This is a genomic window from Clostridium sp. (genome assembly GCF_036781005.1).
Taxonomy (GTDB): domain Bacteria; phylum Bacillota; class Clostridia; order Clostridiales; family Clostridiaceae; genus Clostridium_B.
Window position 1 is genome coordinate 1 of record NZ_DAIQBT010000046.1, and the last position, 17,545, is coordinate 17,545.

26 protein-coding genes are annotated in these 17,545 nt (G+C 31.8%); all 26 read right to left on the reverse strand.

What is annotated here, in order from left to right; all coding sequences use genetic code 11:
- Nucleotides 1-542: 542 nt before the first annotated feature.
- The 26 genes from V7Q02_RS14140 to V7Q02_RS14265 all read right to left on the reverse strand — a co-directional run bounded on the left by V7Q02_RS14140 (nucleotide 543) and on the right by V7Q02_RS14265 (nucleotide 17,509).
- The gene (locus V7Q02_RS14140) at nucleotides 543-1,325 is read right to left on the reverse strand and encodes an N-acetylmuramoyl-L-alanine amidase (protein ID WP_333861715.1); all 783 of its coding nucleotides are present in this window, start codon (nucleotides 1,323-1,325) and stop codon (nucleotides 543-545) included.
- A gap of 4 nt (nucleotides 1,326-1,329) precedes the next feature.
- Nucleotides 1,330-1,593 carry a phage holin family protein gene (locus V7Q02_RS14145; RefSeq protein WP_442882174.1) on the reverse strand — a complete coding sequence of 88 codons (264 nt, stop codon included), beginning with the start codon at nucleotides 1,591-1,593 and terminating at the stop codon, nucleotides 1,330-1,332.
- 12 nt (nucleotides 1,594-1,605) lie between these two features.
- Nucleotides 1,606-1,830 (reverse strand): hemolysin XhlA family protein, encoded by a 225-nt coding sequence (locus V7Q02_RS14150; protein WP_333861716.1) that lies wholly within the window; start codon nucleotides 1,828-1,830, stop codon nucleotides 1,606-1,608.
- Between the two features lie 111 nt (nucleotides 1,831-1,941).
- Entirely contained in the window at nucleotides 1,942-2,103 is a 162-nt protein-coding gene (locus V7Q02_RS14155; protein ID WP_333861718.1) for an XkdX family protein, read from the reverse strand.
- 23 nt (nucleotides 2,104-2,126) lie between these two features.
- A complete protein-coding gene (locus tag V7Q02_RS14160; protein ID WP_333861720.1) occupies nucleotides 2,127-2,294 on the reverse strand; it encodes a hypothetical protein in 168 nt (55 codons plus the stop codon).
- 3 nt (nucleotides 2,295-2,297) lie between these two features.
- The gene (locus tag V7Q02_RS14165) at nucleotides 2,298-3,887 is read right to left on the reverse strand and encodes a hypothetical protein (protein WP_333861721.1); all 1,590 of its coding nucleotides are present in this window, start codon (nucleotides 3,885-3,887) and stop codon (nucleotides 2,298-2,300) included.
- A gap of 35 nt (nucleotides 3,888-3,922) precedes the next feature.
- Nucleotides 3,923-5,011, reverse strand: coding sequence for a reverse transcriptase domain-containing protein (locus V7Q02_RS14170; protein ID WP_333861723.1), 1,089 nt, complete (start codon nucleotides 5,009-5,011; stop codon nucleotides 3,923-3,925).
- 293 nt (nucleotides 5,012-5,304) lie between these two features.
- Nucleotides 5,305-5,646 (reverse strand): diversity-generating retroelement protein Avd, encoded by a 342-nt coding sequence (gene avd / locus V7Q02_RS14175; RefSeq protein ID WP_333861724.1) that lies wholly within the window; start codon nucleotides 5,644-5,646, stop codon nucleotides 5,305-5,307.
- Nucleotides 5,647-5,734: 88 nt separating this feature from the next.
- Nucleotides 5,735-6,061, reverse strand: a complete 327-nt coding sequence (locus V7Q02_RS14180; RefSeq protein WP_333861726.1) for a hypothetical protein — start codon at nucleotides 6,059-6,061, stop codon at nucleotides 5,735-5,737.
- 19 nt (nucleotides 6,062-6,080) lie between these two features.
- Nucleotides 6,081-6,479 carry a phage tail-collar fiber domain-containing protein gene (locus tag V7Q02_RS14185; protein ID WP_333861727.1) on the reverse strand — a complete coding sequence of 133 codons (399 nt, stop codon included), beginning with the start codon at nucleotides 6,477-6,479 and terminating at the stop codon, nucleotides 6,081-6,083.
- An 11-nt stretch (nucleotides 6,480-6,490) separates the two neighbouring features.
- A complete protein-coding gene (locus tag V7Q02_RS14190; protein ID WP_333861728.1) occupies nucleotides 6,491-7,324 on the reverse strand; it encodes a putative phage tail protein in 834 nt (277 codons plus the stop codon).
- On the reverse strand, nucleotides 7,317-8,384 hold the full coding sequence (locus tag V7Q02_RS14195) for a baseplate J/gp47 family protein (RefSeq protein ID WP_333861729.1): 1,068 nt from the start codon (nucleotides 8,382-8,384) through the stop codon (nucleotides 7,317-7,319). The genes V7Q02_RS14190 and V7Q02_RS14195 overlap by 8 nt, the downstream gene beginning before the upstream one ends.
- The gene (locus V7Q02_RS14200; protein WP_333861730.1) at nucleotides 8,377-8,814 is read right to left on the reverse strand and encodes a DUF2634 domain-containing protein; all 438 of its coding nucleotides are present in this window, start codon (nucleotides 8,812-8,814) and stop codon (nucleotides 8,377-8,379) included. Before V7Q02_RS14200 ends, V7Q02_RS14195 begins: the two co-directional genes overlap by 8 nt.
- Nucleotides 8,811-9,062 (reverse strand): hypothetical protein, encoded by a 252-nt coding sequence (locus tag V7Q02_RS14205; RefSeq protein WP_333861731.1) that lies wholly within the window; start codon nucleotides 9,060-9,062, stop codon nucleotides 8,811-8,813. The genes V7Q02_RS14200 and V7Q02_RS14205 overlap by 4 nt, the downstream gene beginning before the upstream one ends.
- 3 nt (nucleotides 9,063-9,065) lie before the next feature.
- Entirely contained in the window at nucleotides 9,066-10,076 is a 1,011-nt protein-coding gene (locus tag V7Q02_RS14210) for an XkdQ/YqbQ family protein (protein ID WP_333861733.1), read from the reverse strand.
- Complete coding sequence (locus V7Q02_RS14215) at nucleotides 10,073-10,690, reverse strand: LysM peptidoglycan-binding domain-containing protein (protein WP_333861734.1); 618 nt, start codon at nucleotides 10,688-10,690, stop codon at nucleotides 10,073-10,075. Before V7Q02_RS14215 ends, V7Q02_RS14210 begins: the two co-directional genes overlap by 4 nt.
- Nucleotides 10,691-10,705: 15 nt before the next feature.
- On the reverse strand, nucleotides 10,706-13,081 hold the full coding sequence (locus V7Q02_RS14220) for a hypothetical protein (protein WP_333861736.1): 2,376 nt from the start codon (nucleotides 13,079-13,081) through the stop codon (nucleotides 10,706-10,708).
- A 43-nt stretch (nucleotides 13,082-13,124) separates the two neighbouring features.
- The gene (locus V7Q02_RS14225) at nucleotides 13,125-13,712 is read right to left on the reverse strand and encodes a hypothetical protein (RefSeq protein WP_333861738.1); all 588 of its coding nucleotides are present in this window, start codon (nucleotides 13,710-13,712) and stop codon (nucleotides 13,125-13,127) included.
- Between the two features lie 21 nt (nucleotides 13,713-13,733).
- Nucleotides 13,734-13,910 carry a hypothetical protein gene (locus tag V7Q02_RS14230; RefSeq protein ID WP_333861740.1) on the reverse strand — a complete coding sequence of 59 codons (177 nt, stop codon included), beginning with the start codon at nucleotides 13,908-13,910 and terminating at the stop codon, nucleotides 13,734-13,736.
- 26 nt (nucleotides 13,911-13,936) lie between these two features.
- Nucleotides 13,937-14,353, reverse strand: a complete 417-nt coding sequence (locus V7Q02_RS14235; protein WP_333861741.1) for a phage tail assembly chaperone — start codon at nucleotides 14,351-14,353, stop codon at nucleotides 13,937-13,939.
- Nucleotides 14,354-14,391: 38 nt separating this feature from the next.
- Nucleotides 14,392-14,823: a phage tail tube protein gene (locus V7Q02_RS14240; protein WP_333861742.1), complete on the reverse strand. Its 432-nt coding sequence runs from the start codon at nucleotides 14,821-14,823 to the stop codon at nucleotides 14,392-14,394.
- 12 nt (nucleotides 14,824-14,835) lie between these two features.
- Nucleotides 14,836-15,915, reverse strand: coding sequence for a phage tail sheath subtilisin-like domain-containing protein (locus V7Q02_RS14245; protein ID WP_333861743.1), 1,080 nt, complete (start codon nucleotides 15,913-15,915; stop codon nucleotides 14,836-14,838).
- Nucleotides 15,916-15,933: 18 nt separating this feature from the next.
- On the reverse strand, nucleotides 15,934-16,365 hold the full coding sequence (locus V7Q02_RS14250) for a phage tail terminator family protein (protein WP_333861744.1): 432 nt from the start codon (nucleotides 16,363-16,365) through the stop codon (nucleotides 15,934-15,936).
- A gap of 3 nt (nucleotides 16,366-16,368) precedes the next feature.
- Nucleotides 16,369-16,788: an HK97 gp10 family phage protein gene (locus V7Q02_RS14255; RefSeq protein WP_333861745.1), complete on the reverse strand. Its 420-nt coding sequence runs from the start codon at nucleotides 16,786-16,788 to the stop codon at nucleotides 16,369-16,371.
- On the reverse strand, nucleotides 16,789-17,139 hold the full coding sequence (locus tag V7Q02_RS14260; protein WP_333861746.1) for a hypothetical protein: 351 nt from the start codon (nucleotides 17,137-17,139) through the stop codon (nucleotides 16,789-16,791).
- 1 nt (nucleotide 17,140) lies between these two features.
- On the reverse strand, nucleotides 17,141-17,509 hold the full coding sequence (locus tag V7Q02_RS14265) for a phage head-tail connector protein (RefSeq protein ID WP_333861748.1): 369 nt from the start codon (nucleotides 17,507-17,509) through the stop codon (nucleotides 17,141-17,143).
- Between the last annotated feature and the right edge of the window lie 36 nt (nucleotides 17,510-17,545).

Below are 17,545 nucleotides of genomic sequence, written 5' to 3' on the forward strand. Positions count from 1 at the left end.
AGCACTTTTATTACAACCTCTGGTAATTGTTAATTATTGTTTTTCGAATACACTACCAGTATATGTAAATATTCTTCGATAAGTTAAATTTTCCTTTTATATTAAAAATATTGTTTAGAATGATAGTGCATTTTTATTTCTATTTTTTTATTTGCCTATATATTTTTATAAATATTGGTACAACTATAGAAGGATGAAAATATCTGCAACCTTTCATTGATTTTTTATATAGTGCTGCCCTAACAATAGTTTCGCATCCCTTTTTATTTTTAGAATTGCCTTGTAAAATTTTATATAGCTAAAAATCGTGTTGGACAATGTTCTGGGTATTTATTTATCTATATTTTTTATTTTTAAATTTGTTGTAAAAAGCATTGTTTTTTCTAACTACAATATGCATATGCTTTTTAATATTGGCAGCTCTTGTCTATTCTGCACTGCTAATTATACATTTTTAATTTGTCTTTTATAACAATTTTTATTTTTGCTTATAAAATAAAAAAGAGGTAGCAAAGGATATTCCCTAAGCTACCTTAAAAAAATTACTTCTTAATATAATTTAACACAGCTTGCATGGTATCAAATCTGTTGGTTCCGGATATTAATGTCGTATTAGGTGTAGGTTTATCTTTACCACCTACCATATAAATGTTTCTTGATGCATCTATAATATCTTTATTTAAATTATTCTTTTCTATTATAGGTGTTTTTAAATAGTCTGATAAATACTCCGCTGCTCTTTTATCCGCACCTTCCCCATATACTATTAAATCCACTTTCTTTTCCTCCTTTTGAACTGGTTTAACTACTATAGATTGTCCTGCAATACCTTCTACTATTGCTCTTGCCATATGTTCCGCATTATATCTATTTACATCTTCTTTATTATCTATAAAGCAACATTCTATAAGCATACTTTTAGCTTTTGTATTTCTAAGTACATATAAGTTACTACCATCTTTAATTCCTCTGTTTGTATATCCTAAATCGGCTAAATTTTTTAATACTCTAGTAGCCTCTACAAATTCTTTTCCACCATAAGTCCACACTTCAGATCCGTGTGCCTGGCTATTATAACAATTAAAATGTATAGACACAAATAAATCTAAATTGTACTTATTAGCTTTATCCACTCTGTATGCTAACGATGCATTTAAATTAAAAGCTGCGTCAGTCGTACAATTCACCACTGTGTGCCCTAAAGTCTGCAGCATTTGAATAACTTTATTTCCTACTTCTCTTGTTAGTAAACTTTCCTCTTTTATTCCGCTTGCTCCATAGTCATTTCCGCTTAATGTATGCCCCATGTCTATTCCTATAATCATTACTCTATTCCTCCCTCTTCTGTGTAGTCTGCTTGACGAGTTGATTAGCATATACTGCCGCACCAGTAGCTAATATGCCCTGGATTACCGCATTTGCATTAACCCCTAATAAAGCTATAGCTCCAGCTATCCCCACAATTAATAAGATCCATGGTATAGTCCAATCCTTAATTTTACTTGTTTGTTTTAGCATTATCCCAAGCACGTAGAGTACTGGTATAAGTATTAAAGCCTGTTCCATAATATAGTCCATTATGTTTATATTCATAAAAAATCCCTCCTATTGAAATTTAATAACTACACTTAAAATCCCTAAAATAATAGCTCCAGCAATTGTTCGCCAAAGCCACTTTAAATTATCTTCTATTTCACTTATATCTTTTTCGTTTTGGCAAGCCTTAGTAAAAGCCATGTCAGCTCTTTCTCTTGTACTGTTATATCCATCTATTTTAGTTTCAATCCTTACTATCCTTTCTAAAATTTCCTGTTGTATATTCTGCTCCATGCTGCACCCCCATTTCTATAAATTAAGGCAAAATAAAAAGGCCATCTCTAGTCCTTTACTTTGCCTTTCAATTATTTAGTTAAGTCGCTTTATATTTCAAATGCGACTCAACTATGCTACAAAATCTATATTAGTAATGGTTTTATATTCCTCTGGTGTAATTTCGCCAAATTGGTTTATATCTGTTTTTACCGCAATTCTTAACTTTTCAGCTGCCTTTTCTTTATCCACATCTATCCATCCTAAATTATATGCCATTTGCCAAAAACTCATATTTATCACCTATACCTTTCAATTTATTTTTGTAATTGTTGCAACTTAAGTTGAGTCAATTCCTCGCCTAACTTATTTATAATTTGATCCTTTTGCATATTTTTAAATTTCTCCTGTGTTATAATCCTTCCAAACTCCTCTAATTGTTGCTCTTGTGTTATCTGTATATCTTTCAAAACTTTTCTAGCCATACATTAATTCACCCCTACTCCTATAGATTCTATAGATATTTCTCCTGTTGCATCATTTGCATTTATTACATACCTAACAGAAACTGCCCAAGTATCAGCTGTTTTAAATTTATTTATAAATTCATAAGCTTCATTTCTTTTATATGCTACAGTTATATCTTCCCATGCTGGAGTTTTATCCAATGCATTATTACATGCATATACAACAGCAGTTGCTTTACTATCTACTGTTGTTTTATCCTTTAATATTATTGTTGAAGGATAAAATTGAGTTTTACTTGGAAGTGTTTGCACTTCCAAAATATTACCTATCTTAATTTCAACAAACTCTGACCACGAAGTTGTATTACTTCCTAAATCTGTGCTTCCCACTCTAACATATTTTGTAGTGTTTTTTTCAATACCTGAAATTTTAATTTTAAAACTCTTACCACTATCCTTATTACTTAATTCCTGTTCAAATAAAAATTCTTTTATGTTCCTATTAAAATTACTATCATCTGCAACCTGAGCTTTTATCTTTTGTACATCTCCCTCTGGATCACTTGATATTTGAAATTCTATATTAAAATCTTCAGGTAACCTTATATTATTTTTCAAATTTATTATTTGGGGCTTTCCTGGAGCACTGTTTGTTTTTGTGAATGTCCAAGTTCTTGTACTTATTGCTCCTTTTAAATCGGTTGCTTCAATTGTTACATTATGTTTCCCTAAACTTAAGTTACTCCATTTTGAACTTAAATCTAGTATATAATCACCACTTGAGGATTGATTGTCTAATCTTTTAATCACACTATTATCTAATTTCTCAACAATAGATATTTTATCCCCATCAGAATCAGATATAGTATAGTTCTTCACCAAAGCTGAAGCATAATTACCCAAATCCCTATTATTATCAGAGATCAGAGGGGCAGAATTCAGAACTTCAAGGGCGGGGCGCCACCCAACGTTATTGTTAGCATAATTAATATCGCTGTGACTGAGATAGCGGGCGGACGAGCACCCACGGATAACACGATAGGAAGCGTTTGGAGAATATGTTTCCTGCACCCAGCTATAACAGCAATACCAATTCCATTTACCATTATGTGTCCCCACTCTATCTGTTTCATTTGTGTTAGTATCTAAGTCACTAGAGTTAGGAGTTGGTAGGTCACTAAATCCCCCTTCATTACATATTATCCTATCCCATTCATTGTTATTAGGAGTACCTCCGTCATAATTACCATTTCTATAATTACTACCACCAGTAAGTAGCCTTAATTTATACTGTTGGCCATCAATGATAATATTTTTCCCGCTTATAAGTCCTTGAGAATTTAGAGTATCCCAAGAAACACTAACCAATAAGTTTCTATCAGCTATTAGGAGTTTTCCCCCTCCATCATTTACCTCTATCCAGTTGATTTTATAGGCATCATTGCTATCAGTGTCCTTTATTTCTATATTTCCACTTGAATAGGTAGGGATATTACCCGCTCCAGGTGCACTAGAAGGCGTAGAACCGTTTTGCCATGGATAAGTAGGTCTTGCCTGCTTTGTGCCATTTAAATAAAAGGTACCTAATTTAATTACATCTCCATCAGCCATTTACTTCACATCCTTTTTAGTAAAATAAAAAGCACTCAGTAATGGGTGCTTCTCTGTCCAAATTTAAACTTTGGATTTTCTATTTCTATATAATTGTATTTAGAAAATATTTTTTTAGATAAATTATAGCTATTAGAATGTCTAGCATGTCCTAACCAGCTATTTACACTTTGCTGGACCTCTTCCTTAGACATTTCTCCATTCTGTACTTTTCTATCCATTGCTTTTATTCTTTTCTTCATAGCAGTCTTAGACTTATTTCTAACTAATTTGTGAGTTGTAAAAATTTTAAATCCAAACGCATTTACTCCTTGATCAATCGGAAAAATTTTTGTTTTTTGATTAAATTTCAAATTCATTTTTTCTTCAACGAACCATTTTATTTTCTGCAGTGTTTCTACAGCTTCATTTCTAGTAGGAACAACTATAACAATATCATCCATGTAGCGTACATATAGTTTCTCACCAAGGTATCGCATTACATACTGGTCAACCTTATTCATATCTATATTTGCAAAATCTTGAGATGATACATTACCTAATGGTATACCTATTTTTTTGCCTTCAGGACTGCTATCAATTATTACGTGAACCAAATTGCGGAACTTTGGGTCATACTTAATCTTTTGATCAAGTATTTTCTTTAAAATATCATGTGGAATAGAATAAAAAAATTTTGAAATATCAATTTTTATAATCCATCCATTATCAGGCATCTTGTTTTCTTGGTTCTGCCATTTCTGAAGTCGCATATTGTGCTGTACTTTATCAACAGCCTTATGTGTACCACGCCCATCTAAACATGCGTATGTACTTTTTACATATACTGGTCCATAGATTTCCTTTAATACCATGTGCACACTATGTTGAACTATTTTGTCTCGAATACATGGAGCATTTATAATCCTTTCTTTTGGTTTATTAATTGTAAATCTAATGTAGTTACTAGGTTTATAAGTTTGATTTTTAAGTTCACGCCAAAGGTTTACAAGATTTCGTTCACGAGCCATGTCAAATATAATTGAATCTTTATTGTACTTTCGTTTACCTTTTTGTGCCTTCTTGTAACTTTGTTTAAGTAAATTGTAGTCACAAACTTTATCATATAAAGGATAATTCGACATAATGGCATTCCTTTCTATTTAGATTAGACTTGGCATTATGCCATTGTTCATGTGTTTACACTACTTCTCGTAGTGAAGGATTAACTCTCCCCTGAAGTTCAAACTTAAGTCCGACTGAACTTAAGGGTCATGTCAATGAAACCGTAGTCGCATTGATCTAAAATCTTACAGGGCGGGGCGCCACCCAACGTTATTGTTAGTATTATTACTATTGTTGTTATTGATATAGCGGGCGGACGAGTACCCACGGATAACACGATAGGAAGCCCATACAGAATTAACCCTATATTAAATTATTTAACTGCTGCTTTCATTAAGCCTCCAGTTATTCTTCCCAATTCACTTACTCTCTCTTGGAGCTGTAAGCATTTTCTTTCTGTTATATACTTTTGTTCTCTAGATATAGAAAATAGCACTAGTAAAAGTTTTAGATCTGCATCTACCTGATGAAAGTAGTGCATTCTATCTCTTTTTATATTATTAGCAAGCATAACGTTTCTAATAACTCTATAAAAAGCCTGCTTAATTTCCTGACAAAGTGCAAATTTCTCTGATTTAGGAAACTTCTGCAGCACTGGATATACCTCTTTATTAAGAAGTACTTCTGTTTTCTTTTGTAAAATTAATGGTTCCACTTATTGTCACCCTTCAATTATATTTTAACTGATTAATTTTAGCATACATGGTTATTTAAAATTATAATTTTGTTAGAAAATAACCCTTTTAGATATAAACCTTGCCACCGCCATACATACCTTGAAGTAAGTTAACATCATTGTTACTCTCTATTTTATCTACAAAAACATGTTTCATGTTAGAAGTGTTCAGTAAGTTTTGCATTGCTAACTGAAAAACTAAATCTGTTGTATCCGCCTGTATACTAGAAAGTTCTCTTTTTATATCTTCTTCAATCTTCTTATTAAGTGCCACATCATTATTAACAAGTATATTAAATATAGCGTTGAATGTATCTGCATGACACGGATCAGTAATCTCTAGCTTTCTTACTTCACCATTAAATTTAGCATTACTGGTATCAAAGTTTTCCATAGAACTCACTCCCTTCTACTTAAAATTCTTCAGTACATTCAATCGATATTTTACTATCTGAATCCATTTGTTTTGGAGTAAAATTCTTAATAAGAACTAAATCGCCCTCTTCGTCATATAGGCCAACAGCACTTATCTTTTGATTAAGCACTCCAGTTTCTCCTGGCATTAATTCAGCAGTAAAAATAACACTTAATCCATCTTGACTAAGTGTTGAGGTTTTAATCTTATTTTTTATTATCTCTCCAGCAACCTGCGTAGCAACTGAACTGGGTTTAATTACATCTCCATTTATATCGACCCCACCAGTTCCCCAGCCGGCCATTACTAACTTTGGTACTGGCGAACCACAATAATGTGCCTTAGCGAGCTTTTGCCTTGCCTTATTTGTTGTTATACTTGTTATAATTCCTGCCATATCCTGTCCTCCTATATATTTTGTAGTAAAATATTTTTATTACTTAAGTCTATCTCACCATTTAATTTATATTTACCATTTAAAGCTTTAAATCTATAAATTTCACCACTGCCTTTTATAGTTGTACTATTTCTAATTAATGCTGATACAAAACTATTTATAGTAGCATTAATAGTATTATTTACTGCTAGGTGAGAAAATGCTTTTTCAGTTATAAAGTAAAAAGTCTTTTTTATTCCATCTGGTCTAATAGCTCCACTTAAGTAATATTCTCCATTTAAGTCAGCTAACCCATTTAATAATAAATGCGTTGGAATATTATAAGCACTGTTATGAAAGCATATAGTAGTATTTATATCTGCAGTTACGCTTATTGTATAACACACTATATACTCTAAAAAATACCTAATTACATAGGCTAAATGAGCCGGTTTAATATCTTCAATAACTTCTTTTAATTGCTGCATATTAAAGTTAAATTCTCCATTTAAATTTATTCTAAATACATATTGTTTTGGTATATTTTCAACATAGCTATCTTTAACAAAGTTTTTAACTATATTTTCAACTTTTGTTATTGTAATAGGGCTTACTTGTGCAAGTTTAGCAATTACTTTAGCTCGTCTAACCTCTATAGTCTTGCCTTTATTATTTATTCCACATAAATCCTCCCATATGTCTATTGCCCATGTACATGTCTGAGGGAATAACTGTCTTTGTAAGTCATCAGTGTCAATATCTAACCTATTCAATGCATTACTTATAGAAACTATAATTTGATTAAACACTTCATCATCAAATAAAAATTCTGGTAAAGACTCTCTTATATATCCATAACTATTCATAGATTATTTCCCCTAATATTATTTTTTCTTCATCTGAGGTTATAACATTCTCTACTTTGCCATTTAATTTTATTCCTTTAAAGTCAGTAACCCCTTCTGTATTGGTGATTATAGCTTCACATTCCTTTAATTTTACGGCTGCACCTGGTTTAATTTCTTGTAGATATTTTTTTATATTATTTTCTATAATGACCTTAGTACTTTCCAATGAATCTGTTTCAAGGCCTGTTATTGTTATATTTAGAACTTTGTTTGTCACAGTAACAATTGTAACTGTAGCTCCTATAGGAGCTTTACCTTCACCTTTCCCATCAGTAGGATCTATATATGTTTTTACATTTTGAATTATCTTATTATCTAATGCGGTTCCATTGTCTCCATAAATAATTATCTTTACGGTACCGGGACCATCCCAGAGTGGAATTGGTTTAACTCCCTTTACTCCATCTATATCTTTAGCCCATCTTTCATAATCACTTTTATTCCCGCTACTAGGTGGATTTTGAACTCTTTGTAATATCCTTTCTCTATATTCATCATTTGTTTCAACATTACTACCACCCTGAATTTCTTCTTCATTTGTTACACTTGTTACACCTGGAATAGTAACAGGTATTTCCACTATATTGTTTATAGGCACATTATACTTAGTACCTATATCTATGGCCAATATATCAATACTAGCTTTTCCATTTACTATAACGCCATCTTCCATTGTTATATATTGCAATCCTGTCTTTGTTTGTACTAAACTGTTTTTTTTAATATAAGCAGTATTCGCACCTATAAATGTAACCTTACCACTAGCTTTCTTTCCTTTATTTTTTGGTATTCCTCTTGATTCTCCTAACAGTTCCAACCATTCATCATAACTTGTTTGAACAAAAACTAAGTTTAGAATTTCATTTAGTTTCATTCTATTTTGGAATATCTGTTGCGATGTTGGGGAAAGTGCATCATGTATAAAAGAACCCTCCGACTTATCTATATCATCAAATATATCATTTTTCATTTTCTCACATATTTCTAAATCAGATTCTTCTGTATATCTATTAAACACATATATTCACCTCCCCATAAACAGTTTCTACTGTGAAATCAATATCTAGTTTAGCTCCTTCAATTGTAATATTTAAATTATATATGTCTTTTAAATAAGGATTAATTAAAAGAGCCTCTTTTATATACCGTTCAACCTCTAGCTTTAATGCTGCATTGCTTAGTCCTTTCCCTATGAGTGAATCTAATTCATGTCCATAATTCCAGCTATAGGCCAAGTGTCTATATCTTTCAGTTTTTAATGCCTTCCATATCCATACTTTAAGAGCTTCATTTCCTTCAACTACCTTAAACTTACCATTCTCTAAAATAAATTTGTTTTTATCAAAATCCCATGCATATTCCTTACATAATGGTAATTCTTCACCTTCTTGTATTGTCTCTTGTATGGCCTTATCTAGTATTTCAGTATCATTAGGTAGAACACTCACATTCTCACCACCTTAGACAAAATAATATATGTTTGCCTATTTTCCATTGCTAGTAGGGCAACAATATCACCTGAGTTTAGTTTGCCTTTCCAATACTCATCTACAAATAAATTATCGCCGTCTATTTGTAGATCTTCTACTTTTACTATAGTACTTGTAACCATTGTGCCTAATTGAATAGCAGGAGGATTATTATCCGATCCTCTCTTTTTTATTATGTTTATTAGTTCAACATATGGGTCTTTCATATGCTAATCCTCCTTTGAATCCATTTCATTTTTATAACTTAAGTCTAAAGTCATAGTATATTTGTTGCTTCCCATTTCCCAAATATGAGTATCTCCATCTATATACAATAGACCATTTTGTAAGCTATCTATATAAAATATCTTAGTTTTTATAGCATACCCTGTTCTACATTCCCAATTGCCTAAAGCCTCTATGCTACATTCCTGATCAGCACCATGCAACATGTTTCCTGCAACCTGAGTAGGGTTTTTATCCTCTTCTTTTTGATATGTCTTTTGAATTATTCCATAGTATTCAAAAAGACTAGAATTTTCTACCTTGCTTAGATAATTACCCTTATCATCATAAATTTTAACCCTTCCAACCATGTTTTCCATGGTATCTTTATAACTTGTATTAATAACATTCCCGACATCATTATCCTTTTGGAATGCATTTATACATGTCAATTCATAGTCAACTACAGTAGCTCCTTTTTCGATAATTGAAACTTTAGTACCATCACATACTGGAATATACTGTTTCCCATTCTGCTTAGATACCTGAGTAAGTACTTCCATTATTGCCTCATATGCTGTTTTATCCTGTATAAGCCTATTAATTCTTATTCCTGTTTCAGGCATATTTCCACATTGTAAGCCCAATTCAGTTATAATTTTTTTTACTGCATCCTCTGCTAGTATATTCTTAAAATTAAAAGTCACAGAGCTTTTAAGGAGATAAATCAAATAATCATAAGCCATAATAACCAATTCCTGATGGGAATTTAGTTCTCTTTCCCAAACAATGCCTCTAAATATCTCCTTTCCATCTAGTACAATCCATATCTTTGAGCCTACTCCTATTTGAACATTTTCATGATTTCGGTCAAAAATGCTATAAAAAAAAGTCGCCTCGAGTTTACGAGCAACTTCATCTTTACTGCCACTTATAATTATTGTTTTAAGTAAATTTGTAGCATTTTCTTTCCAGTATCCATTTTGATTTTTATACATTATCCAAGACTCTATCATAAAGTTAACACCTGCCCAGGATAAATTAGGTTAGGATTTTTTATATTATTTCTACTTGCTATATCTTTATATTTCATACCATTACCATAGTACTTCTTTGCTATATTCCAAAGGCAATCTCCTTTTTTTACTGTATACCTTGTACCTGCAGAAGGCTTTTTAGTTGCAGGTCTTGGTTTCTGTGCTACATTATTTGATTTTGATGTGTTAACGGACTTAGCCACAACTTTTCTATATTCTTTAAAGTTTAAAGTAAAATAAACATCTCCAGTACCATCCCTCTCACCATATTGAAAATCCTCTATATAAAAAATTTGATTTACATTACTTTCAGTTATAAGTACTCTTACTTGCCCTAACTTCCTAAACCTTTCTATTAAAGCAACACATTCGTATGGTTTGGGGAAATTTGTATACTGACAAAAGTCATATACTTGAGCAGGAAAAAATGATGATAAAGAAATAGTAGCAAGCCCTGACTTACCTAATAAATTAACCTCGCCAACGTTCTCTACTACTATAGTTTCATTCATATTTCCAACACTAACCTCGAATTCTGAAGGTGGCACTGGGAGTTGTAGCTTGTCTTTATTTTGTAAAAGCCAAAATTCCATAAAGTACACCTCCTACTATGCCATATTAAAGCTAGTCTTTTTTAGTTTTCTTACAAGAGCATCAACTATTTTATCAATGTCAGATTCTTCTCTTACAACTATAGTATCAGCTAATTTTGCAATAGTAATGCCTCCAAAACCTTCTTTAAGGCTTCTATTTTCTTGAGCTGTAAGAACTCTTTCACCTTCATGCAGTTCTGCTAGATATCCATTGTAAGGCACATTTGACATTCCTGTGGCATGACTTCCATCAAGCTTACCTTTAACCCAACCAGCACCTTTTTGAACCAACTCAATAGTTCCTTTAATAGGATGCTGGAAGAATTCTCTTAGTTCATTCCATTTTTTCTTAATTGCCTCAGCAAATTCACTACATTTTTGTTTAACATTTTCAAAAGTTTCTTTGATACTCTCTATTTTAGGTTTGATAAAGTCTATTACTGCCCTTGTTTTATCCTGAATGCCACCCCAATTGTGTTTCCACGCCTGATAAAGTAATATACAAGCTCCTATTATAACTGCTATGATTGCCACAATCGGATTAGCTGCTAAGAATGCAAAAACTCTCCCTGCAGTCTTAATTATTCCCATACCAACTGTTCTAAAAATTTTAAGGACAGACATTAATCCCTTTCCTATTCCTTTTCCTGCTATACTAATAATTTTTAAAACAGTCTTAAAAGCAACAGTAGCCCCTCTACCTATTCCTTTAAAAACAGTGCCGAAACCTTTACCTATTGTTTTAAGCACAGTTAAAGTTCCTTTTAATCCTTTTGTAATTCCCTTTCCTGTAAACTTGCCAATACTTTTAAGAACATTTAATGTACCTTTTAAACCTTTCCCAATTCCTTTCCCTGTAAATTTGCCTATACTTTTAAATACGCTACCAATTCCCTTTAAATTATTCTTAGATGCTCCCTTTAGAAAACCTAATGCTGTTTTTAATTCTAAAAGTTCCTGCTTTAGTTTTCTTATATTTTTAGGTACATGTAATATAGTTTTCATAATTCCTGGGCCAAATTTTAAGCCTGCCAATATTCCTAGTGCTGCTTTAGGATTTTTACCTGCAAAATTTAAAAGAGGTTTGACTAGTTTATATGCTTCACCTGCTAATTTCCCTACTGTTTTTAACACATCTCCTATACCTTTTAAGGTATTTTTAACATTATTAAAGCCTTTTTCTATCTTTTCAGGATGTTTTTCTAAATCATCAAACCATTTTAAAAGTTTTTGACCTTGAGAATTTGCAAAATTTTCTACTTGTTTTTTTATAGCTCCAAATGCCTTAGATTGAGAAAAGCTTTCAAACCTTTTATTTACTTGTGCTAAAACCTTATTTATTGGAGGAAGAAATGCTTTACCAATATCTGCTCCCATACTTTGCATCAAACCTGTCGTTGTTGACCATTGTCCTAACATAGTTTCAGAAAGTGCGTCAGCTCCACCAGCATAATATGGATTTAATTTGTTTTTTACAATGCTATTATAAGCAGTGTTAAATTGATCATCAGTAAGGTTAGACATTTTCGTTTTCGTTGCAGCTCCTGAATCTTTAACGAAATCATCAGCATGAAAAGTAAATCCGAATTCCTTCATTCTTTCAGCTTCACCTTGCTTTAGATCCGCAAGAGCTTCCATTGCATCCATAACAGTTTTTCCTGGATTAAGTGCTGCCATGTTTTCAGCAAGCTTTACAAGTTCCATACCACCTTTTGTATCGCCTTGCATTATATTAACAGCCCTACGTCCCGCAGATATAACCTCATTGGTACTAAATGGCGTTACATTGGCATTGTGTCTTAGCTGTGCAATATAATCTTGTGTGGCTTTTTCAGCATCAAATCCTTTTTTACCCTTGTTTTGATATCCTATAAAATGTTCCATAGCGACTTCTTCTTGTTCTAACCTTGCACCAGCCCCTATTGTTGCATCAAACCCAGCTTTAGCAGTAGCTCCAAAAACAATTCCTGCGGCTAAATTTTTAAGATTGAATATACTATTTTTTATACCAGATATTACTTCCTTAGTTTTATCTATTGCTTTTAACACAACTCTATGAGGCCTTCCAGTTAAATTCCCTAAAGTGCTAAGTATATTCCTAAATGTCTGTCTGGTCATATCCCTTGCTGCAATTGTTATAGGTTTATTTTGATGTAGTCTTCTTAAGTTGTCTCTAACTTCTATTGTACTTCGCATGGCTTGGGTATTATCTACTCTAATTTTAGCTTCTACTCGAGTTTTTGCTGCATGTTCCATAGTTTCTCTAGCACGCTGTACAGATTGTTTGAAATCATTTGTCTGACTTATAATTTGTTGCATAGAAGCCATGTAGTTATTAGTATTAAACTCAATACGAGCACCAAGTCTTTCTTCATCAGCTATATGTCTCACCTCCTTTTTATAGGAATAAAAAAGACATCTTTAAAAGATGTCTTTACTCATATTTCTGATCTAATATTATATAAATAAAGCTTACATTTTCACCCAATGCATTTATGGTAAAATTATAAACCCCATATTTATTTCTCCACTCTGTTTTTAAACTATTTTCAAAATCGCATTGAACAGGTGATATCCCTAAACTTTTCAATATATTTTCGTTTTCTTCCGGATAACTAATTTTATCTTTAGGAGTAATTGTTATTCTAGCTGCAACCTTATCTATAAATAGTACTTCTATTTCATAATTGTTTTTTTCATAAATATTAGCAAAGCATTTTATGGTCTCACTAGAATTCTTAGGATGCCAACTAGTCTCTTCTTTTTCTTTTGGTTGTCCTAGTAAAGAATTAATATCTTCCTCACCTTTGTTTTTAACTTCTTCAATTTTAAACAAAGATTTAATATCTTCTTTTTTAACTTCTTGTTTAACACTAGTTTCAGTATCTATTTTTTCTTCTTTTTTAACTTCTTGTTCCTGATTGACCTTATCATTGTTTTTTACAACTTCCGTTTTCTTTTCACAAGCTGCTAAAGACATAGCTATAATAACACCAAGCATTACTATAAATATTTTTTTCATAACATCAACCTCCTAGTGTCATTATACTACATCCACGCTAAATATTGGCACCTTTTCTCTCTCCAATATTAATTCCTTGCGAGTTCTTTCCTCTATCTCTTTTTCAACGAAAGCTCTTAATACTAATTTGTCACCTGGTTCCAAATTCCAGTATTCTGATGGTTTGTTTAACCTTTTAGTTTTAAAAAGGTAATACATGGTGTTTACTTCACCATCAGAATTTATTAGTTTTTTATTTCCTCAACCGCCTTTTTACCAAAACCACACAACTCGTTTATATGGTTATACAAAGTTGCAATTTCTCCTGGTTTACCTGAAAACATTATTTGAACCAATTCTATAGGAGTGCGTGCTTTAAAATGTTCCATAAGTTCTTTAGATTTTAAGCTTGGCTCTTTAACCCCTTCTATAACAGTTAGTAATTGTATTTTATTATAATCTATATCGCTAATAGCATCTTCATCTACAGTTACCCCAGCCTCTTGAATTTCATTATATTTTTCAATTCCTATTGCCTGGATTGTAAATATAACATCCTCTCCAAATGCCTCTGATAAGCTTTGTATTTTAACCTCTTTTGTAGGTATTTTGACCTTACTTGTATCTGATTTTAATAATAAATCCATAACATTATTAGCCATTAATATTCCTCCTTAAAAGTAAAATCAGCCATAATCTTCTATGGCTGTATCCAATCATAAATTTCATACTCTGAGAATGTAAAAGGTATACTTTCTTCAAGTATCTTTTTAGCTTCCCAATTTACTAAGTCAAATTCATCAAAGGTTGCATCTTTTATTGCTACACGCTCTGCACCAACCACATCAGGATCATCTAGCTTACTTACAATAGTGCAAACTACACTCTTGCCTTCCTTTAATTTATTAGCTAGTTTTAAAAGCATCCTAGAGTTAGTTTTATTTAATTTTAAAGTTCCACTACCTTCAAAGCCTACAACCTTATATTTTTTACCCATAACTTTGCACATTTTAACTTCTTCTTTTATAAGTTTAACTTTAGCCTGCAAGCCTGTTGCATTGTCTAAGTAGTCTCCATCTAACCAGCACTCACCTTGAGTACCAGATATAGTTTTTTGTGCATCATATGCCATCTAGTACACCTCCTAAATAGTTACATTGATATTGAAGTCTTCCATTGCATCTGTCCATTTTAAATTAGAAGCTATAAACACTTTATCTTTTGTATTAGCTTCTTTTAAATCCTGGTCTTTCATGTTCTCAACATCTTCTCCAATAGATTCCAAATAAATTTTCTGTGCTGCTACGTCTATAAAAACTTTATTATACTCAGTTAAAGAATTATCTAGTAATCCTTCAAGCGCTAACTGGTCATTATATGCCTGTATAGCTGTTATAAGCAATATTTTATTATCATAGGTGTTTGCATATTTGCCAAGATAATAATCGCTTACTGTACGCTTTACATCATCATGCCACATATCATTCTTGTCCACTATTAATATTTTTCTAAAGTCCTCACCTTTATCCTTAGTAGTAGTAACTAAGGAGTTTATAGCTCTTGCAATCTTACACTTTTCACCATCATTAATTAAAATTAATTTGCCTTCGTTTATTGCTTTATCTGATTCTTCTTTAGTTAAATGAGGTACATCATCAACTTCTGGAAGAACCGTATAAGTAGCACTCATGTTAAGAGGACATCCTGCCAAAATGCCTGCTATTCTAGAACAGTATTGAGTTGCTGAATATGTTTTTTCACCAACTATAATATTATCTGTATCAAGATTAATAACTCCTTCATGATCTGCTGTAGTGTGTGGTAATACAACTTTAATTTTCACATCTTTTGTATCTCTAAGTCCTTTTGCCCAAGTGGCTATAATATTTGCTGCTTCTTTTTCTATGAACGGTATTGCTAAATAATTGAATCTAGTTACTTCTAAGTATTTTAAAGCTTCATCATAATTAGTAGCCTCTGGTTGTATCGCATAAACTATTACTTTTTTAGGCGGATTAACTCCTCCTCGGAGCGCCAACTCTATCTGTTCTTTATTTTCTATAGTAAATCCTGTTGGAATATCTGGTATAGTACTTATGTTTATAGGATTATTTACTGGACCTGTTTCCTTTAATATAAGAGCTACAATTCCTCTTTGCCCTCTCTGCATAGCAGTACTAGCTTTGGTTTTAAAAGTTATATTTACATTAGGTAATCCTAACATTCTCTACACTCCTTTCTTTTATAAGATGATATCTTTCATTACATTAGAGTTCTCAATATCTTTTTCAATTAGTTCATAGTAGTTAATAGGTACCTGGAAGTGTAGTATCGTGCCAATTCCATCATTAATTATTTGAGATTGAGCATTGTCTAATTTGATATTTCTATCTTTAATGGCAATATGACTTTTAAACATATCTTCCAAATCATCTGTCATATTTAACACTTCTTCAGTAGAATTTACTTCCTTGGGAAAGTACTGAATATCAACTAATAAGAACCTAGACTTAACATTCTTGCTTTCTCTTGTTGAACTACCAGGAATTAATTGCACAAAAAAAGCAGGTGATTCAAAACCCTGCTGTATCTTTTCATCATATATATTTATTCCAGGATACTTCTCACTTAATTTTAAGGTAAATGCATCCCTTATATCGTTATACTTAATCATATACTATTCTCCTAACACTCTATTAATCCAACGCTTTAATTCACCTGGCAATTGAGCATTTAATTCTTCTACACTTATTTTCAACATATGCACTCCAGGAACATAAGCTATAACTCCTTTTGCTTTATAGTGTTTAGGATTACTAGTTACTCCTAGCCTTGTTCTATGTCCAAATTCCACATGAGGTGCATATTCAGTATTATTGAAAACTTCTATATACCAGCCATTGTCTCCCCTTACCATATCACCTATTTCCCAATTTCTTCTCAACTCTCCTGTATCACCTACTGGAGTTCTTTGTTTAACTTTTCTTAGTAACTTATTTGCCAATTTTAATATTTCAGTTTCAATTCCCTCTGGAAACTCTACTTTTATTCTTTCTAATTTAGCTATCCATTCATCTAAACCATCAATTTCAAACATTTAGTTTCTATCCTTTCTTGTTAAAGGTACCTCTAAATGACTTGAATAAGGAAATGGCTCTCCAGCTATATAATTTTTTTTCAGTCCACTTTCAAATGTTACCTGAACATCATCACCTGCAGCAATATTTGTGTCTGGTCTACAAAACATAACAACTGTATATTTTATATTAGCTACTGTTTCAGTTTCGCCTAGTATTTGAGGTTCTTTTTTAGAAATAGCACATTTAACACTTTCTGCCTTTATCCCATTTTTAAAAGCTATAGCTCCATTAGGTTTTGTATATGGTATTTGACCGCTTATTGTAGCTTTATCAAAGTAAGTTAATTCAAGGAGTGCTGCTTCATCCATACTACCAAGCCACCTTCCTAAAACTATTTAATTCTTTCATGTCTAAATTGCTAAAATTTAATAGTGTTTTTTCATCTTTCTCAGACATGGTAGCAAATTCAATTTTAGTATCTCCCCTCTGAATTGACTTAACTTCCCTGCTACTGTTATCACTGCTTGTTGATTGTAGCTTATACTGCATTATGGAAATAACTTTATCCTCTACAAAACCTTGAAGCTCTATAGGTAATTCTTTTAAATTACAATAATTAAGCACCTTTTGAGTAACTTTACTTATATAACGATTAATAAGTTTATCCTTAGAGTTATCTATTATCTCTAAAACATCTTTTATATTTTCAAGCATATTAACACCTTGTATAATGAACATATAGTAAAAATTCATTATACTTTTCCTTTCTTAAAG

Coding starts and splice junctions, on each gene's coding strand:
- V7Q02_RS14155 (WP_333861718.1), bottom strand. CDS start 2,103: ATGAGTTTTTGGCAAATGGCATATAATTTAGGATGGATAGATGTGGAT.
- V7Q02_RS14245 (WP_333861743.1), bottom strand. CDS start 15,915: ATGTTAGGATTACCTAATGTAAATATAACTTTTAAAACCAAAGCTAGT.
- V7Q02_RS14240 (WP_333861742.1), bottom strand. CDS start 14,823: ATGGCATATGATGCACAAAAAACTATATCTGGTACTCAAGGTGAGTGC.
- V7Q02_RS14230 (WP_333861740.1), bottom strand. CDS start 13,910: ATGTATTACCTTTTTAAAACTAAAAGGTTAAACAAACCATCAGAATAC.
- V7Q02_RS14225 (WP_333861738.1), bottom strand. CDS start 13,712: ATGAAAAAAATATTTATAGTAATGCTTGGTGTTATTATAGCTATGTCT.
- V7Q02_RS14145 (WP_442882174.1), bottom strand. CDS start 1,593: ATGAATATAAACATAATGGACTATATTATGGAACAGGCTTTAATACTT.
- V7Q02_RS14235 (WP_333861741.1), bottom strand. CDS start 14,353: ATGGCTAATAATGTTATGGATTTATTATTAAAATCAGATACAAGTAAG.
- V7Q02_RS14150 (WP_333861716.1), bottom strand. CDS start 1,830: ATGGAGCAGAATATACAACAGGAAATTTTAGAAAGGATAGTAAGGATT.
- V7Q02_RS14255 (WP_333861745.1), bottom strand. CDS start 16,788: ATGTTTGAAATTGATGGTTTAGATGAATGGATAGCTAAATTAGAAAGA.
- V7Q02_RS14205 (WP_333861731.1), bottom strand. CDS start 9,062: ATGAAAGACCCATATGTTGAACTAATAAACATAATAAAAAAGAGAGGA.
- V7Q02_RS14265 (WP_333861748.1), bottom strand. CDS start 17,509: ATGTTCATTATACAAGGTGTTAATATGCTTGAAAATATAAAAGATGTT.
- V7Q02_RS14165 (WP_333861721.1), bottom strand. CDS start 3,887: ATGGCTGATGGAGATGTAATTAAATTAGGTACCTTTTATTTAAATGGC.
- V7Q02_RS14260 (WP_333861746.1), bottom strand. CDS start 17,139: ATGGATGAAGCAGCACTCCTTGAATTAACTTACTTTGATAAAGCTACA.
- V7Q02_RS14160 (WP_333861720.1), bottom strand. CDS start 2,294: ATGGCTAGAAAAGTTTTGAAAGATATACAGATAACACAAGAGCAACAA.
- V7Q02_RS14140 (WP_333861715.1), bottom strand. CDS start 1,325: ATGATTATAGGAATAGACATGGGGCATACATTAAGCGGAAATGACTAT.
- V7Q02_RS14180 (WP_333861726.1), bottom strand. CDS start 6,061: ATGGAAAACTTTGATACCAGTAATGCTAAATTTAATGGTGAAGTAAGA.
- V7Q02_RS14215 (WP_333861734.1), bottom strand. CDS start 10,690: ATGGAATTTTGGCTTTTACAAAATAAAGACAAGCTACAACTCCCAGTG.
- V7Q02_RS14210 (WP_333861733.1), bottom strand. CDS start 10,076: ATGATAGAGTCTTGGATAATGTATAAAAATCAAAATGGATACTGGAAA.
- V7Q02_RS14170 (WP_333861723.1), bottom strand. CDS start 5,011: ATGTCGAATTATCCTTTATATGATAAAGTTTGTGACTACAATTTACTT.
- V7Q02_RS14250 (WP_333861744.1), bottom strand. CDS start 16,365: ATGATTAAGTATAACGATATAAGGGATGCATTTACCTTAAAATTAAGT.
- V7Q02_RS14185 (WP_333861727.1), bottom strand. CDS start 6,479: ATGGCAGGAATTATAACAAGTATAACAACAAATAAGGCAAGGCAAAAG.
- V7Q02_RS14190 (WP_333861728.1), bottom strand. CDS start 7,324: ATGAATAGTTATGGATATATAAGAGAGTCTTTACCAGAATTTTTATTT.